This is a genomic window from Nocardioides sp. NPDC057772 (assembly GCF_042798075.1).
In the GTDB taxonomy this organism is placed as follows: Bacteria; Actinomycetota; Actinomycetes; order Propionibacteriales; family Nocardioidaceae; genus Nocardioides.
In genome coordinates, this window is sequence record NZ_JBHVKN010000114.1 from 1 (window position 1) to 16394 (window position 16394).

A 16394-nucleotide genomic window follows, 5' to 3' on the forward strand; every position below is an offset into this window, starting at 1 on the left:
GGGCCACACTCGTCGAAAGGGATCGGCGTCAGCCTGTCGGCCATTCCCAGCCGAAGTCAGGCTCCTCCTCGACCGCGGCTGGCTTCTCGGCGCGATCACCGCCGCCGCCACCGCCGCCCTTCTTCCGGTCGGGCTTCTTCTCGGGCTTGGGATCCGGTTTCGGCTCCGGGCCGAGCGAGGTGTAGATCGTGATCGGCGAGCCCTCCGCGGCATCGCCGGACGGGGTGGTGAAGGCGACCAGACCGCGGTCGTACTCCGAGTAGGCCTCCGGCCCCACCTGGACCTGGAAACCAGCGCTCCGCAGGACCTTCGTGGCCTTCTCGACGGTCATGCCGCCGACCCACGGGACGTCGACCGTGTTACCCGCGATCACCTTCGGGTTGACTTCGTGGAAGTCCACCCACTTGAGGTACTTGTCGATGACCTTCATCGCGTCGCCCCACATCGGCGCCGCGACGGCTGAGCCGGAGGCCTCGCCGATGTAGGACCCGCCGACGTACTGGCCGTTGAGGGTCTTCCACGTGCCGTCGTAATTAGCGCCGGCGACCATCGCGGCGGTGGCCAGCTTCGGGGTGTAACCCATGAACCAGACGGCCATGTTGCTGTTGATGGTTCCGGTCTTGCCGGCGGCCGGCACCGAGAGTGCCTGGTTGCTTGCGAAGCCGCCTTCGATGAGACCGCGAAGGATGTCGTTGACAGCATCGGCGGTGCCCTGGGCCATGACCTGCTTGCAGGTTGGCTTGTAGGTCTTGATCACCTTGTCGTTGGCGTCGAGGATCTCGTTCACTGGGACCGAGTCGCAGTGCTTGCCGCGAGCGCCGAAGGTTGCGTACGCCTCCGCCATCTCGAGGGGGCTCACGCTCGTGACACCGAGAGCGAAGGACGGCACTCGTTCACCGTTGGTGCAGCCGGTCTGGGCGGACTTGCAAGCCGCTCCGGTCTCCTTGTCGCGCCCGAAGGGGGCATCGAGCTGAACGCCCATCTTCTGGGCCATCTTGTAGGGGGCACAGAATCCAGTGATCTGCGTGAGCTGGGCGTAGAAGGTGTTCACCGACTCACGAGTGCCGGTGTAGGCGTCCTTCATCCCTGAGGTCGTCGAGTTCCTGACGGGCCACGGGCCGTTGAACTTGCCGTCGCCAGGGCAAGGCGCGAACGACGACTGGTCGAGCGTCAGCTGCTCAGGGGAGTTGATCTTCTGCTTGAGCGGAAAGCCCTGCTCGATCGCGGCAGTCAGGACGAACGGTTTGAAGGTGGATCCGGCCTGGAATCCGGCCGAGTCGCCGTACTGGGTCGGGACCATGTAGTTGAGGTACGACTGGCCCTTCTTCCGATTGTCGCCCATCGGCCGCGATTGGGCGAGCCCTCGCACCCGGCCGGTGCCGGGCTCGACCATGGCAAGCGCGCCGATCGCGTCGTCCGTGGCGTTGACGTGGTCTTCGACCGAGGCCTGAGCCGCGTCCTGGAAGCGCTGGTCCAACGTGGTCTTGATGGTCAGGCCGCTGGACCTGATCAGCGCCAGTCGGTCGGCCTCCGTCTCGCCGAAGGAGGGATCCTTGATCAGCCAGTTGAGAACGTAGTCGCAGAAGAACTCCGCGGAGGAGCCGAGGCAGCCGTTGCGCTGCTTCTGGACGTTCAGGCCGAGGTCGGCATCCTTCAGCTTCTCCGCCTCCGGGCGGGAGACGACCTTCAGCGCGGCCATCCGGTCGATGACGACGTTGCGGCGGGCGATGGTGGCGTCGGGATAGTTGGTCGGGTCGTAGCCGGTGGGGTTCTTCACCATCCCGGCGAGCATCGCCGACTGCTGCCAGTTGAGCTCGGAGGCGTTGACGTTGAAGTAGTGCTTGGCGGCTGCCTGGACGCCGTAGGCACCGTCGCCGAAGTAGGCCGCGTTGAGGTAGCGCTCCAGGATCCAGTCCTTGGAGTGCTGCTCCTCCAGCGCGATCGCGTAGCGCAGCTCGCGGATCTTGCGGGCCGTCGACTTCTCGATCGCCGCCTTGCGCTCGGCCTCGGTCTTCGCGGAGTAGACCAGGGTGGTCTTCACCAGCTGCTGGGTGATCGAGGAGCCACCCTGGACCGAGTCGCTGGCCTGGTTGGTGATCAGCGCGCGCAGCGTGCCCTTGAGGTCCATCGCGCCGTGCTGGTAGAAGCGGTAGTCCTCGATCGCCAGCAGCGCCTTCGTCATGTTGGACGAGATCTGGTCGAGCGGGCGGTAGACGCGGTTCTGGTCGTAGAGCGTCGTGATCAGGTTGCCCTTGCGGTCGACGATCTTGGTCGTCTGGGACATGTCGTCGACCTCGAAGGCCTTCGGCAGGGAGTCCATCTTCTCGGCGGTCTCCTTGGCAGCGATCCCGGCCACACCGGCGAACGGGATGGCCAGACCTGCGGCGACGACTCCGAGGACGGCTGCCACCCCACACATGACAGCGAGATGCTTGAGCACGGTCTGCGGACGCAGCGACGGCGAGGACATGCTGGTCATCGTAGGTGATCGCGGCTAATAGCACATGATTCGCAATCGGCGCCGACGGGGAGGTACGGAACGCCTCCCCAGACCTCTCCTAGTCATTTCGGACTACGTACTTTGGGTAAGAAGGGTGTGTCACTCGACAGGTTCCGGTCCTTAACCTTTAGTCCGCACGGGCGCCCACGCCGTCAACTGGGGAGGGCGAAGCGCTCCGACGAAGGGATGGCACACAATGTGGGTAGATGAATGGTCGCTGCAGGCCGCTTGTCGTGAGAACGAACCCGACGAGCTCTTCGTACGTGGAGCCGAGCAGAACAAGGCCAAGCTGGTCTGCTCCGGCTGCGTGGTCCGCACCGAGTGCCTGGCCGAGGCGCTCGACAACCAGATCGAGTGGGGTGTCTGGGGCGGCATGACCGAGCGTGAGCGTCGCGCGCTGCTCCGCCGCAGCCCGAACGCCTCGTGGCGTGCCGTTCTCGAGGCCGCTCGCACTCGCGCCTCGGTGGAGTGATCACTCGTCCCCTACTCGAGTGGATCGCTGAAGATCGTGGTCTGAGCCAGGACGTACGTGATGTACGTCCTGGCTCGACCTCATTTCCAGGCGCTCAGCCCCGGGCCAGCAGCCGGCCGATCTCGCGGAGCCCGTCGAGATCGTGTACGTCACCGGGCAGGGCCGGCACCACGGCGGTCGGCACCTGCGGGTGGGCGACGGCGAAGCGCTCGCGCAGCTGGTGCTGGCGCTCGACCAGCAGGGCGCGGTCGGCGTGGAGCCGCAGCAGCCCGGCGGTGAGGGGCGCGTCGGGCAGACGCTCCGAGGCCGCACCGGCCGCGGCCGCGGTGAGCGCGGCGTCATCGGGAAGCGTGGCCCGGTTGACGACCAGGCCCTGGAGCGGCATCCGGTCACCGGAGAGCCGCTCGACGAAGTAGGCGGCCTCGCGCAGCGCGTCGGGCTCGGGGGCGGCGATGACGAGGAAGGCGGTCTCGTCGGCCTGGAGCAGTGCGTAGGTCTCCTGGGCCCGCTGCCGGAAGCCACCGAAGACGGTGTCGAGCGCGGTCACGAAGGTCTGCAGGTCGGTCAGCATCTGCCCGCCGAGGACCTTCTTGAGCGCGTTGGTGACGATGTTGATCCCGGCCGACATCAGCCGCACCGGTCCCTTGGCAGGCGCCAGCATCAGGCGCAGGAAGCGGCCGTCGAGGAAGCTGGACAGGCGCTCGGGAGCGTCCAGGAAGTCGAGGGCGCTCCGGCTCGGGGGCGTGTCCACGACGATCAGGTCGTAGTCGCCGTTGCCGCCGTTGTGGGCGAAGGAGGCACGGTAGAGCTGGCCGAGCTTCTCCATCGCCATGTATTCCTGCGTGCCAGCGAAGCTGGAGCTGAGCGCGATGTAGAACTGGTTGTTGAGGATCTGCTGCGCCTTCTCGGGGCTGGCCTGGGACTCGACCACCTCGTCGAAGGTGCGCTTCATGTCGAGCATCATCGCGTCGAGCCGGCCCGGGCCGACCCCGGGAACGGGGCGAGGCGTGTTGTCGAGCTGGGCGATGCCCATCGACTGGGCGAGCCGTCGGGCGGGGTCGATCGTCAGCACCACGACCTTGCGTCCGCGCTCGGCGGCACGCAGCGCGAGTGCGGCCGACGTGGTCGTCTTCCCCACACCGCCGCTGCCGCAGCAGACGATGATGTGGGTGTCGCGGTCGTCGAGCAGCCGGTCGACATCGAGGGTCCGGGTGTGGTCGGACTGGGCGGCCAGCGGGCCGACGCGTGGGTGCGACGTCATGCGAGCCCCTGCTCCTTCAGCTCGGCGGCGAGCTCGTAGAGCCCACCGATGTCGATGCCGCCCGCGATCCGGTTGAGCTCGTAGGTCGGGACACCGAGACCGGCGACGAGGTCACGCTGGGCGTCCTCGAGGGACCGCCGCTCGGCGTACTCCTTGGCTTCCGTGGTCAGGGCGGAGATCAGTGCGGGGTCGGGCTCGACGCCGGCGCGCTTGAGGTCTTCGGCGATGGCCTCGCCGTCGAGCGAGCCGGCGAGTGCTGCGGCGAGGGACTCGTCGGGCAGGTCGCGGGGGCGCACCTGGTTGACGATGACGCCACCGACAGGGAGCCCGGCGGCACGCAGCTCAGCGATGCCGTCGGCGGTCTCCTGGACCGGCATCTCCTCGAGCAGCGTCACCAGATGGACTGCCGTGCGCCGGGAGCGGAACAGGGTCATCATCGTGTCGGCCTGGTTCTTGATCGGGCCGACCTTGGCCAGGCCGGCGACCGACTCGGACACGTTCAGGAAGGTCGTGATCCGGCCGGTCGGGGGAGCGTCGAGCACGACGGCGTCGTAGGTCCGTGCGCCCTTGTTGCGGCTGTTGCGCTGGACGGCCTCGAAGAGCTTGCCGGTGAGGAGGACGTCCCGGACGCCCGGGGCGATCGTGGTCGCGAACTCGATGACGCCGAAGCGGTCGAGGGCGCGGCCGGCGGGGCCGAGCTTGTAGTACATCTTGAGGTATTCGAGGAGGGCTTCCTCCGGAGCGATGTGCAGGGCGTAGACGTTGCCCGGCTCAGCGTCGGCACCGGACCGGGAGCGCATCCTCAGTCCGGTCGCGATGCGGGTCTCGGCGTAGGGCAGCGGGTCGACGTCGAACATCCGCGCCACTCCCTGCCGGCCCTCGACCTCGCAGAGCAGGACGTTCTTGCCGTGGGACGCCAGCCCGAGCGCCAGCGCCGCAGCCACCGTCGACTTGCCCGTGCCGCCCTTGCCGGTCACCACATGCAGTTGCACATGGGGCCAGTCGGAACTCATGGGGTGACTCTAACGGGGACCCGCCGTCAGGGGGTGATGTTGAGGTTCTCGACGATCTTGCCACCGAGGGTGGTGTCGCCGGTGATCGTCACCTTGGTGGGGTCGGCGGAGGCGCGGCCGCCGGCCAGGAGGACGTACGTCTCGCGGTCGGTGGAGAGCGTGACGGTGGGGGCGTTCGCCGGGTCGATGACAGGGATTCCCTTGCCCTCGCGGGTGACCGTGAAGGCGTACGGCGCATGGCCCTCGACCTCGACGACGACCGTGCAGCCGGGGTCGGCGCCGGCCTTCTTGGCGAGCACGAACCCGACGCCTTCGAGGAGGTAGTCGGCGGTGTGGAGGGCGCCGGGGGTGTCCAGGTTGCCGGGGCGGCCGGTCGCGCGGCGGATGTCCTGCTCGTGCAGCCAGACGTCGAGCGGTCGGTTGCGGAGCAGCTTGCCGGTGGTCCACCCGATCGCGCCGAAGACGCCCTGCGCCGGCGCCGCGGGATCCTCGGGCGGGGAGGCGAGCAGCTGCTCGTGGCGTACGGCGGTGTAGCGGCGGATCTCGTCGATGATGCTCTCCGGAGCCGCCTCGCGCCGGGTGAGCACGCCGATCTCGGTGAACTGGCCCATCGGCGAGGTGATGTGAGGCGACTCTGGGACCTCCGCCTGCTCGTGGGGCGCGCCGGCGGTGATGCCCTCCAGGTGAGCGACATGGGAGGCGATGGCGCGTACGTCCCAGCCGGGGAGATCGGTGGGCAGATCCCACTCGCCCTCGGAGAGCTCCTCCAGGAGCGCGAGGAGGTCCTGGATCGAGGACCACCAGGTGTCGACGTACGTCTTCAGCTGCTCGGTGGAAGTCACGGACCCGACGGTAGTGGGTCCGTGGCTCGGTTGGAAGATCAAACCGTGTCATCGGGAGGATCGGCCGGAACGTCGCGAAGTAGGGTGCGGATATGACCAAGTGGGAATACCAGGTGGCGCCCGTCCTCAACCACGCAGCGGCGCAGATCCTCAACAACTTCGGTGCCGACGGGTGGGAGCTCGTCTCCATCCTCGACAACGGCACGGGCAACTACGTCGGATTCTTCAAGCGGGAGGTCTCGGAGTGAGTGCTCCCGAGGAGATCCTCGCCGAGCTGGGGCTGAGCGTCCCGGACGTGGTGCCGCCGGTGGCGGCCTACATCCCGGCCGTGCGCTCGGGCAACCACGTCTTCACCTCGGGCCAGCTCCCGATGAAGGACGGCGCGCTGCTCTCCGTCGGCAAGGTCGGCGGCGACGTGTCGGCCGAGGACGGCTACGCCGCGGCGCAGCAGTGCGCGCTCAACGCCCTGGCTGCGGTCAAGGCCGAGATCGGTGACCTCTCGCAGGTCAAGCGGGTCGTGAAGGTGCTGTGCTTCGTCGCGTCCACTCCCGACTTCACCGGCCAGCCGGGTGTCGCCAACGGTGCCTCCGAGCTGCTCGGAAAGGTCTTCGGCGATGCCGGCCGGCACGCGCGTTCGGCCGTCGGTGTGCCCGTTCTGCCGCTCGACGCACCTGTCGAGGTGGAGATCGTCGTCGAAATCTGAGTCTCGGATGAGGGTAGGGCGCGGGTGTGCGCGTCGCTACAGTGACGAACGTGCGCATCCCGATCCCTCCTGTCCGGCTCGATGACGACATCGTGGCGTTGGCCGGGGAGTACGCCGAGGGCGTACGCACCCCGGTCGAGCCGCGGGACGCGGCGACGGTCCTGCTGCTGCGGCCGGGCTCCTCGTCGGGGCCCGAGGTCTACCTGCTCCGACGCCAGCTGACGATGGGCTTCGCCGCTGGGATGGCCGTCTTCCCCGGCGGTGGGGTGGACGTACGCGACGCCGAGCTGCCCGACTCCTGCTGGGCCGGGCCGTCCGCGGCTGAGTGGGCGCGTCGGCTCGGGGTCGACGAGTCCCGGGCCCGGGCGCTGGTCGCCGCAGCCGTGCGGGAGACGTTCGAGGAGTGCGGCGTACTGCTCGCCGGGACGTCGGCCGACGCCGTCGTCGACGACGTCTCGGGGTCGGAGTGGGAGGCGGATCGGGTCGCTCTGGAGTCGCGCTCGCTGTCGTTGACCGAGCTGCTGACCCGACGCGGGCTGGTGCTGCGTACGGATCTGTTGGGGCCGTGGGCCGCGTGGACGACGCCGGTCTTCGAGCCGAAGCGCTTCGCGACCTGGTTCTTCGTCGCGCGGCTGCCCGAGGGACAGGTGACACGCGACGTGTCGAGCGAGTCCTCCTCGGTGCACTGGCTCGGCGCCGCCGAGGCGGTCGACCAGGTCGAGGCCGGCGAGCTGGCGATGATGCCGCCGACCTACCTCAACTGCCTCGAGGTCGCCTCGATCGGCTCCGAGGACGACGTGCTCGCCGCCGCGGCGGAGCGCGAGCTGACCATGTTCACGCCGGCCGTCACGGAGGTCGACGGCGGCCACGCGCTGTCGATGATGCCGCTGCACGCGTCGCTCGTCGCGGGAAGGGGACGCTCGTGACCGAGTCCTGGTCGGGCGGGGTCTTCGGCGAGCGCGGACAGTGCATCCTCGCGCCCAACCCCGGCATCATGTCGCTCGACGGCACCAACACCTGGGTGCTGCGCGAGCCCGGCGCGCGCCGGTCGGTCGTGATCGACCCCGGGCCGCTCGACGAGGGACATCTCGACGCGGTCGCGGAGGCCGCCGGCGAGGTGGCGACCGTGCTGCTGACCCACCACCACTATGACCACTCCGAGGCGGCACGAGCCTTCGCCGAGCGGGTCGGGGCCGGCGTACGCGCTCTTGATCCTGAATACCGCCTCGGCACCGAGGGGCTCGGCGACGGCGACGTCATCGAGGTCGACGGCCTCGAGATCCGCGTCGTGGGGACGCCCGGCCACACCTCGGACTCCTTGTCGTTCTGGTTGCCGGGGGACGGGGCGGTGCTGACCGGAGACACGGTCCTCGGGCGTGGGACCACGGTCGTCGCCCACCCCGACGGCGAGCTCGGTGCCTATCTCGACTCGCTCGACCGCCTCCACGCGCTGGCCTCTGAGCACGGCGTCGGCAGCGTCTGGCCTGGTCACGGGCCGGTCATCGGTGACGCGCTGTCCGCGCTGGACTATTACATCGCCCACCGCCGTGAGCGCCTCGGCCAGGTCGAGGATGCTGTGGCCGGGCTCGGCGTCGCTCCGGCCGACGCGGATCCGCGGGCGATCGTGGAGATCGTGTACGCCGACGTCGACCAGGTTCTCTGGGGTGCGGCCGAGCTGTCGGTGAGGGCGCAATTGGCTTACCTCGCCGAGCGCTGAGGCCTACTCTTCGGCTCATGGCGATCCTGCCCGGAGCCGAGCTCCTGCTTCCCGATCCGCCCGCTTGGCGGGCCTGGCTGGAGGAGCATCATGCCGACACGTCCGCGGTCTGGCTGGTGCTGACCAAGAAGGGCGGCACGCTGACCACGCTGACCTGGCAGACCGCGCTCGACGAAGCGCTCTGCTTCGGCTGGATCGACGGTCAGGCCCGGCGGCGCGACGAACAGTCGTCGTTCCAGCGGTTCACCCCGCGCGGGCCGAAGAGCCGCTGGTCACAGCGGAACGTCGAACACATCGGCCGTCTGGAGACAGAGGGCCGGATGACCGCGGCCGGCCGGGCCGCGGTGGAGGCGTCGAAGGCGGATGGGCGGTGGGAGGCTGCGTACGCGGGTCCGGCCACCGCGGAGACCCCGCCCGACCTCCTCGCCGCCATCGCCGCGGTGCCGGAGGCTCAGGCGATGTATGACGTCCTCACCTCGCAGAACCGTTACGCCTTCTATCACCGCATCACTTCCCTGAAGACCGAGGCCGCGCGGGCGCGCCGTATCGAGGAGTACGTCGCCATGCTCGCGCGTCACGAGACGATCCATCCCCAGAAGCGCCGGCCGCAGTAGCTCCGTTCAGGTGGCCCTCTCGGTCTTCTTTCGTCTGACGTGCCCCCAGACGAGGAGGCCGGTCACGACTGCCCCGATGGCTCCGATGGGCGGTAGCCAGCGGAGCGGGCTGGGCTCGGCCCACTCGGTGTCCGGCGTCTGGACGGCCAGATCCTCGGGGAGGGCGGTGGCGATGCTCAACATCTGCAGCCGGGAGTCGATCTCCGCCACGATCTCGGTCGATCCGTCGTCGGCGACGGTGCGGAGATCGTTTCCATCCTCGCCCGCTGTCACGATGAATGGGGTCCCGTCGGCCAGCCAACCTGCGACCTCGACGAGTCGGCGACCGTCGACGTCGACACCGCGACCGGTCGGGCCGATCGCGAAGTCGACTCGCGTGGACAAGTCGCTTTCGATTGTTCGGACATCGTCGCGTCCGTCCTCCGCCGTGCCGGTGCCGACCCAGGTCGACACGCTTCCCTCGCCGGTGTCGGGCAGATCGGCAGCGTCGTCCTCGGGCCAGAACCGGGTGCCGGACTCGGTGCTGGCGGCGACGGTGCCGTCGTTGCCGATGCCTGCGTTCGCCCAGTCGCCATCGGGAAGCGGCTCGGCGGTGCCGTCGGGCGTGATGCGCCCGGCTCGTTGGTCTTCGTAGTCGGAGTGCCAGACGAGCCAGGTCGAGTCCGGTGACCAGGCGACACTCGTGACCTCATTGCCGCCGATGGGGACGGTGTGCGAGGCGATCTCACCGGTCTCCAGATCGAGCACGTGCACGCTCGGGTCCCCGGTGACGTACGCGAGTCGGGCGCCATCGGGGGAGAGCAAGATCGGCCGGCCCATGAGGATGTCGCTAGGCCCTTCGACTCCGGGAAGGCGGAGGCGCTGATAGTCGCCGTCAGCGGTGATCACCACCGCTATCCCGTCATCTTCTAACGCGCCGTTCTCGTCGCTGAACGCGAGGATGGCGCGTCCCACGGCAAGCGACTCGGAGACGGGGACGTCGGATTTCGGCGTGTCCGTCCAGCGAATGCTCCGCGGAATCACCGCCCGACCCGGCGCTTCGGTGCCCGGCGAGGCGGACGAAATTTCGACCGTGCCGCCTGAACCCTCGTCCGTGTCGCCCCGCGGGAAGAGGCCGGTGGTGTCGATGAGGAAGAGCGCGCCCACGAGAAAGATAAGGGCGGCGAGGACGCCGACGGCCAGAAGTACGCGCCTCGCCCATCGCCAGAGGACGACGACCACGACCGCGGCGACCAGCCAGAACAATGCCGTGCCGGCCCACAGAGGCATGAAGAACGGCTGGCTGCGGTGCACCGTCGGGTGCTTGATCGAGTCGGCATCGATGAGGCCGTACGCGATGCTGACGGTGTCGACCACCATGTTCGCGTCGCCGTCGACCGCGATCAGGGAGTTTCTGCCGGTGTCCTCGCCTCCGGCCGCATCTTCGACCGCCCACGTCTGGCCGTAGTAGACGTCGTCTTGGCCATGGAGCTTGAGCAGCGGCCCGTCGCCGACCCAGCCGACCGGTACCAGTGGCATCTTGTTCGGGCTCGGGTACGTCTGGCCGCTGCCGTCGACACGGGCCAGTCCGTTCTCCGTGGTGACGTAGAGGTCGGATCCGTGGAACATGATCGGCTCATAGGTGAACGCCTTGGCGGGCAGCGCCAGCGGTGTGATCTCGCCGCTCGGCTGCTGGACGCGGAGATCGGAGTCCGAAGCCCCGTTGAAGGCGATGGTTCCGTCGTCGGAGACAGCCCACAGGCTGAGGTCCGTCACCGTGCCGATCCCGCCGGAGTAGCTGGTCGCGGCGGCCGATGCGTGCGCGATGACCCCCGCCACGGCATCAGCGGGGACGTACGCACCGGCGTCCCAGCGGTCCATCTGTAGCCCTGTCCAGAGAAGCTGGCTGCCACCCTCGGACCACTCCACGCCGGTGACGTAGGTGGCCCCGTCGTTGCTGAAGTCCCACTCGGAGACTTCGCCGGTGGTCAGGTCGGCGATGCGTACGCCGCCCGGGACGGGCTGACCCTCGGGTTCCGCGTCTCGGCCCAGTCCCCATGACCACGCCAGGTGGGTCCCATCCGGTGAAAGGGCGAGCGGGCGGCGCCCGCCGTCGTCGCCGGAGGAGTTCCTCCAGTAGGGGTCGAGGCCGATGAAGTCGGGGAGTGCGAGCGGGTGGTAGTCGCCGTCGTCGGCATCGACGACGACCGCGACGGCTCCGTTCGAGTCCTGAGCCGGTTGGACGTACGCGATCGCACCCGTGCCGATGGCCAGGTCGTGTTCGAGCTTCCCGGCATTGACGTAGTGGCCGTCCTCGGTCTCGGCCAGCCACGTCGGCGCCGCATAGATCGTGTCTGGGACGGCGAGGTCGGTGTCGCCGCGGGCGGGGTCGACCTCGGCCGAGTCGCGCTGCGGAGCGAGGGCGGTGGAGCCGGCGATGAGGGCGATGGCGGCCGAGATCGCACTGACGGCGATGACGACGGAGCGGCGATGGGCGCGGCGGCCGCGGGCGAAGGTGTCGATGGGGACGTACGCCTCAGGGGCGCGCTCGGCGATGCGGTGGAGCTCCTCGCGGAGCTGCTGGTCAGTCATGGAGAAGCTCCTCGAGATGAGGTGCGAGGGTGCGCAGGCGGTCGAGAGCCTTGCGGGTCGTGGACTTGACCGTGCCGGAGTGGATCCCGAGGACGTGGGCGGTCTGGACCTCGGTGAGATCTTCGAAGAATCTGAGCACGAGGATCGTGCGCTGTCTCGGGGTCAGTTCGGCGAGCGCCTGCTCGAGGCTGAGCCGTAGGTCGGAGTCCTCTGTCGGGGTAGGAGGTGCTTCGTACGACTCCATCGGAGTCTCCTGAACGCGACGTCGGCGCGACCAGGAGATGTTCTGGGTGTAGAGGATGCGACGGACGTACGGCTCGGGGTCGCCGTGGATGCGATGCCAGGACTTCGCGGCGGAGAGGAGTGCCTGCTGGACGAGGTCTTCGGCGAGGTGTGCGTCACCGGTGAGCAGGTAGGCGGTTCGGGACAGCGCCGGGACCCGGGAGCGTACGAAATGCTCGAACGCCCCGCGATCGAGATCTGTGGGGGACAAAGGCACGGCCTCCTTTCACCGGCTACTACGCCGAGTGAGAGGAGGCCGGGTGCCTGTTGGAAGGTAAAGACTCAGCGGGCGCGGCGGGCCATGCGCTCGATGTCCATGATGACTACGCTGCGCGGCTCGAGGCGGAGCCAGCCGCGGCTGGCGAAGTCGGCCAGAGCCTTGTTGACCGTCTCGCGGGAGGCGCCGACGAGCTGGGCGAGCTCCTCCTGGGTGAGGTCGTGGTGGACGTGGACGCCGTCGTCGGCGGTGCGGCCGAAGCGGTCGGCGAGGTCGAGGAGAGCCTTGGCGACACGGCCGGGGACGTCGGAGAAGACGAGGTCGGCGACGACGTCGTTGGCCTTGCGGAGGCGGCCGGCGAGCTGGGCGAGGAGACCGCGGGCGACGACCGGGCGGCCTTCGAGCCACTTGAGGAGGTCCTCGTGGGACAGGCTCGCGAAGGCGGAGTCGGTGACCGCGGTGACTGTGGCGGAGCGGGGGCCCGGGTCGAAGAGCGAGAGCTCGCCGAACATCTGGCCGGGGCCCATGATCGCGAGAAGGTTCTCGCGGCCGTCGGACGAGGTGCGTCCGAGCTTCACCTTGCCGTCGATCACGACGTACAGCTTGTCGCCGGAGTCGCCCTCGTGAAAGAGCACCTCTCCGCGGCGGAGCTTCGACTCTGCCATCGAGGCGTGCAGGGCCGTCATCGACTCGTCGTCGAGTGCGCTGAAGAGCGGTGCCTGACGGAGTACGTCGTTGTCCATTGCGGCCATTCCTCCTGGATTTTCCCCACATCCGCGGGTATTACACCGGGAATCCTATCTGTGGAACGTCTCACAGGTGCACATCCCCCACCGATAAGCCGCCGATAGGTCATCAATACGGCCGGAAAGTGCACGTTTGTGGCGGTATCTGTGCTAGCCGCCTGCTGGGCCGGATCGGGATTGTCGGTGCGGCCGCGTAGCCTTGCTGCGTGCCTGCCCAGAAGTTTGCGACTGAGACGCGCCTGGGTCTGGTGCGTCGCGCCCGTCGGATCGACCGCATCCTCGGTGAGACCTACCCGGATGCGAAGGCCGAGCTCGACTTCACCAACCCCTTCGAGTGCTTGGTCGTCACGGTGCTGAGCGCACAGACGACCGACAAGCGGGTCAACCTGGCCTCGCCCGCCCTGTTCGCCGCCTACCCGACCGCGAAGGAGATGGCCGCGGCGCCCCGGGAACACCTGGAGCAGCTCGTCGGACCGCTCGGCTTCTTCAGGGCCAAGACCGACGCACTGCTGAAGCTGAGCGCGGTGCTGGTGGAGGAGTACGACGGCGAGGTGCCGTCGCGCCTGGAGCAGCTGGTGAAGCTGCCCGGTGTCGGGCGCAAGACCGCCAACGTGGTGCTCGGCAATGCGTTCGGCAAGCCCGGGATCACCGTCGACACCCACTTCGGGCGCCTCTCGCGCCGCTTCGGGTGGACGACCGAGAAGGACCCGGTCAAGGTCGAGCACGAGGTCGGCGCGCTCTTCGAGAAGCGAGACTGGACGATGCTGTCCCACCACGTGATCTGGCACGGTCGGCGGATCTGTCACGCCCAGAAGCCGGCGTGCGGTGCCTGCCCGGTGGCGAAGCTCTGCCCTGCGTACGGGGAGGGGCCGACGGACCCGGTCGCTGCGGCGAAGCTGGTCCGCACGGAGGGCCGCAACTGATGGTTCGTCGAGTTGGTGCGGCGGTGGCCGCTCTGCTGCTGGCGAGCCTGGCCGGTTGCGGCACAGAGTCCTCGGCCGGCGGCGGGCAGTCCGGCGCGCCGCTCGGCGACGGACCGTCCTCCTCGAAGGTCGACGTCGCCACCGATGAGATGGTGGCGGCCAAGAAGGCCTCGAAGGTGGAGGCGTGTGAGCCCGGGGCAGCGAGCGACGGCGGTCTGCCGTCGATCGTGCTGCCGTGCCTCGGTGGCGGCGAGCCGGCAGACCTCGCCTCGTTCGAAGGCCCCATGGTGATCAACCTCTTCCAGGGCTTCTGTGCGCCCTGCAAGGAGGAGATGCCCGCGCTCCAGTCGTTCTACGAGACCTACGGCGACGAGGTGCCGGTGATCGGCATCGACGTCATGGACACGGTCCCCGGGGTCGCGCTCGAGGAGGCGATCTCGCGCGGCGTGACCTTCCCGATGTACGCCGATCCCGGCGGTGAGCTGCAGGGCGGGCCGCTCACGGCGCGAGCGGTGCCGGCGACGTACGTCTTGTCCTCCTCGGGTGAGGTCGAGCTGCTGCAGATGGGCGGCATGACGAGTGCGACCCAGGTGAAGGAGCTCGTGGAGAAGAAGCTGGGGATCACGCTGTGACGGCGAACGGGTCGCGGCCGGAGTGGTTCGACGAGATCGTCGCCGCGGCGGAGCGGATCCAAGGTGAGGACATCTCGCAGTTCCTGCCGCCGGCAGACGGTAGCGCGCGGGAGTCGGCCGTGCTGATGCTCTTCGGGGAGGGCCCTGAAGGCCCCGATCTCCTGCTGACCGAGCGCTCGCACACGATGCGTTCCCACCCCGGCCAGGTGTCGTTCCCGGGTGGGCGGCTCGATCCGGGGGAGACGGCCGAGGAGGCGGCGCTCCGGGAGGCGTGGGAGGAGACCGGCCTCGACCCGACGGGTGTCGACGTGGTCGGCAGGCTGCCCGCGCTCTGGATCCCGTTCTCCAACCACGCGGTGGTGCCGATCATCGCGTGGTGGCGGGAGCCGTCGCCGGTGACGACGCGCTCGGTCGAGGAGGTGCACGCGGTCTACCGGGTGCCGTTGTCCGATCTCATGGACCCGGCCCATCGGATCCAGGTGGGTTCGCCAGGTCGTGGCGGGTGGCTGATGCCCGCGTTCTTGATCGGACCGGAGAAGGATGTCATCCTCTGGGGCTTCACAGGTGGAATCATCAACCGCTTCTTCACCTATCTCGGGTGGATCTCGGAGATTCCGGACGCCCCGATCAAGGAGTTGCCCGAATACATGCTGCAGGGACGCGAACGGAATCGACCGTGAACTTTCTTGACTGGATCCTGATCATCCTCGTCGGGGCCTACGCGCTCTCGGGCTACTGGCAGGGCTTCATCACCGGGGCCTTCGCGACCGGCGGACTGCTCCTCGGTGGGTTCATCGGCATCTGGCTGGCGCCGAAGGTGCTGGGCAGTGCCGCCCCGTCGTTGTGGGTCTCGCTCGGGGCGCTGTTCGTCGTGATCGCCTGTGCGTCCATCGGCCAGGCGGTGCTGCAGTACGGCGGGGTCAGGGTGCGCGACGAGATCACCTGGCAACCCGCGCGGATCGTCGACGCTCTCGGCGGGTCGCTGCTCAGCGCTGCCGCCGTGCTGGTGGTCGCCTGGGCGCTCGGCGTGGCCGTCTCGGGGGCTCAGATCAACGGGCTCACTCCGGCCGTACGCGGGTCGGCGATCCTGGCCAAGGTCGACTCGATCATGCCGTCGCCCGCCGACCGTGCGCTGCGCGCGTTCAACGACGTCGTCGGCACGTCGTTCTTCCCGCGCTACCTGGAGCCGTTCGCCCGCGAGCGCATCGTCGAGGTCGGTCCGGGCCCACGGCGCATGCTCACCGACCCAGACGTCGTACGTGCCGGGGAGTCGGTCCTCAAGATCCGCGGCGCCAACGAGTGCGGCAAGGGCGTCGAGGGCACCGGGTTCGTCATCGGCCGCGGCTACCTGATGACCAACGCCCACGTGGTGGCCGGCGTCGACGACCCCAACGTGATCGTCGGTGACGGCGCCAACGACGCCAAGGTCGTCCACTACGACCCCGAGATCGACATCGCGGTCCTGAAGTTCAAGGGTGGCGGCAACCTCGACCGCCTCGAGTTCGACCGCACCGCCGCCGCCGAGGACCCGATCGCGGTCCTGGGCTACCCGCAGGACGGCCCCTTCGACGTACAGCCCGGCCGTATCCGCGCCGAGCAGCGTCTCCGCTCGCCCGACATCTACGGCGTCGGCACCGTCATCCGCGACGTCTACTCCGTACGCAGCCTCATCCGACCCGGCAACTCCGGCGGCCCCATCGTCGACTCCGAGGGTGACGTCGTCGGCGTCGTCTTCGCCGCCTCGGTCACCGACTCCGAGACCGGCTACGCCCTCACCACCGACCAGGTCATCGACATCGCGCGCGAGGCTCGCTCTCAGACCGCTGCTGTCGACACCGGCGCCTGCGCCGGCTGAGCCCTCGCCGAGGCGTCGGCTAGGTCGGCCGAGACGTCACTCCGGT

Annotated in this window: 17 protein-coding genes; 10 read left to right on the top strand and 7 right to left on the bottom strand. The window is 68.8% G+C overall.

The window, feature by feature from the left end; translation table 11 throughout:
* Positions 1–28: 28 nt before the first annotated feature.
* A complete protein-coding gene (locus ACFVJS_RS17825) occupies positions 29–2470 on the bottom strand; it encodes a transglycosylase domain-containing protein (protein ID WP_378882844.1) in 2442 nt (813 codons plus the stop codon).
* A 226-nt stretch (positions 2471–2696) separates the two neighbouring features.
* On the opposite strand from ACFVJS_RS17825, the gene ACFVJS_RS17830 reads away from it, so the two are divergent.
* A complete protein-coding gene (locus tag ACFVJS_RS17830; protein WP_328527767.1) occupies positions 2697–2972 on the top strand; it encodes a WhiB family transcriptional regulator in 276 nt (91 codons plus the stop codon).
* 94 nt (positions 2973–3066) lie between these two features.
* Here ACFVJS_RS17830 and ACFVJS_RS17835 read toward each other — a convergent pair whose 3' ends face one another.
* Genes ACFVJS_RS17835 through ACFVJS_RS17845 form a run of 3 tightly spaced genes read right to left on the bottom strand, consistent with a single transcriptional unit; the run spans position 3067 to position 6088 of the window.
* Positions 3067–4233: an ArsA family ATPase gene (locus ACFVJS_RS17835; protein WP_378882848.1), complete on the bottom strand. Its 1167-nt coding sequence runs from the start codon at positions 4231–4233 to the stop codon at positions 3067–3069.
* The gene (locus ACFVJS_RS17840; protein WP_378882851.1) at positions 4230–5246 is read right to left on the bottom strand and encodes an ArsA-related P-loop ATPase; all 1017 of its coding nucleotides are present in this window, start codon (positions 5244–5246) and stop codon (positions 4230–4232) included. The genes ACFVJS_RS17835 and ACFVJS_RS17840 overlap by 4 nt, the downstream gene beginning before the upstream one ends.
* Positions 5247–5272: 26 nt before the next feature.
* Complete coding sequence (locus tag ACFVJS_RS17845; protein WP_378882854.1) at positions 5273–6088, bottom strand: maleylpyruvate isomerase family mycothiol-dependent enzyme; 816 nt, start codon at positions 6086–6088, stop codon at positions 5273–5275.
* 92 nt (positions 6089–6180) lie between these two features.
* Here ACFVJS_RS17845 and ACFVJS_RS17850 point away from each other — a divergent pair, with 92 nt between their 5' ends.
* Genes ACFVJS_RS17850 through ACFVJS_RS17870 form a run of 5 tightly spaced genes read left to right on the top strand, consistent with a single transcriptional unit; the run spans position 6181 to position 9122 of the window.
* Positions 6181–6336, top strand: coding sequence for a DUF4177 domain-containing protein (locus ACFVJS_RS17850; protein WP_378882857.1), 156 nt, complete (start codon positions 6181–6183; stop codon positions 6334–6336).
* Positions 6333–6791: a RidA family protein gene (locus ACFVJS_RS17855; RefSeq protein ID WP_378882859.1), complete on the top strand. Its 459-nt coding sequence runs from the start codon at positions 6333–6335 to the stop codon at positions 6789–6791. Before ACFVJS_RS17850 ends, ACFVJS_RS17855 begins: the two co-directional genes overlap by 4 nt.
* 50 nt (positions 6792–6841) lie before the next feature.
* Positions 6842–7717, top strand: coding sequence for an NUDIX hydrolase (locus ACFVJS_RS17860; RefSeq protein WP_378882862.1), 876 nt, complete (start codon positions 6842–6844; stop codon positions 7715–7717).
* Positions 7714–8508 carry an MBL fold metallo-hydrolase gene (locus tag ACFVJS_RS17865; protein ID WP_378882865.1) on the top strand — a complete coding sequence of 265 codons (795 nt, stop codon included), beginning with the start codon at positions 7714–7716 and terminating at the stop codon, positions 8506–8508. The genes ACFVJS_RS17860 and ACFVJS_RS17865 overlap by 4 nt, the downstream gene beginning before the upstream one ends.
* 17 nt (positions 8509–8525) lie before the next feature.
* A complete protein-coding gene (locus ACFVJS_RS17870; protein ID WP_378882868.1) occupies positions 8526–9122 on the top strand; it encodes a YdeI family protein in 597 nt (198 codons plus the stop codon).
* 6 nt (positions 9123–9128) lie between these two features.
* Here ACFVJS_RS17870 and ACFVJS_RS17875 read toward each other — a convergent pair whose 3' ends face one another.
* The 3 genes from ACFVJS_RS17875 to ACFVJS_RS17885 all read right to left on the bottom strand — a co-directional run bounded on the left by ACFVJS_RS17875 (position 9129) and on the right by ACFVJS_RS17885 (position 12935).
* A complete protein-coding gene (locus tag ACFVJS_RS17875; RefSeq protein WP_378882871.1) occupies positions 9129–11693 on the bottom strand; it encodes a hypothetical protein in 2565 nt (854 codons plus the stop codon).
* A complete protein-coding gene (locus ACFVJS_RS17880) occupies positions 11686–12186 on the bottom strand; it encodes a SigE family RNA polymerase sigma factor (protein ID WP_378882874.1) in 501 nt (166 codons plus the stop codon). The genes ACFVJS_RS17875 and ACFVJS_RS17880 overlap by 8 nt, the downstream gene beginning before the upstream one ends.
* 71 nt (positions 12187–12257) lie before the next feature.
* Positions 12258–12935 (bottom strand): Crp/Fnr family transcriptional regulator, encoded by a 678-nt coding sequence (locus tag ACFVJS_RS17885; protein WP_008356269.1) that lies wholly within the window; start codon positions 12933–12935, stop codon positions 12258–12260.
* 209 nt (positions 12936–13144) lie between these two features.
* On the opposite strand from ACFVJS_RS17885, the gene nth reads away from it, so the two are divergent.
* Genes nth through ACFVJS_RS17905 form a run of 4 tightly spaced genes read left to right on the top strand, consistent with a single transcriptional unit; the run spans position 13145 to position 16348 of the window.
* Complete coding sequence (gene nth / locus ACFVJS_RS17890; RefSeq protein ID WP_378882877.1) at positions 13145–13861, top strand: endonuclease III; 717 nt, start codon at positions 13145–13147, stop codon at positions 13859–13861.
* Positions 13861–14493 (top strand): TlpA family protein disulfide reductase, encoded by a 633-nt coding sequence (locus tag ACFVJS_RS17895; protein WP_378882879.1) that lies wholly within the window; start codon positions 13861–13863, stop codon positions 14491–14493. The genes nth and ACFVJS_RS17895 overlap by 1 nt, the downstream gene beginning before the upstream one ends.
* Positions 14490–15173, top strand: a complete 684-nt coding sequence (locus tag ACFVJS_RS17900; protein ID WP_378882882.1) for an NUDIX hydrolase — start codon at positions 14490–14492, stop codon at positions 15171–15173. The genes ACFVJS_RS17895 and ACFVJS_RS17900 overlap by 4 nt, the downstream gene beginning before the upstream one ends.
* Entirely contained in the window at positions 15170–16348 is a 1179-nt protein-coding gene (locus tag ACFVJS_RS17905) for a MarP family serine protease (RefSeq protein WP_378882885.1), read from the top strand. Before ACFVJS_RS17900 ends, ACFVJS_RS17905 begins: the two co-directional genes overlap by 4 nt.
* Positions 16349–16394 lie beyond the last annotated feature (46 nt).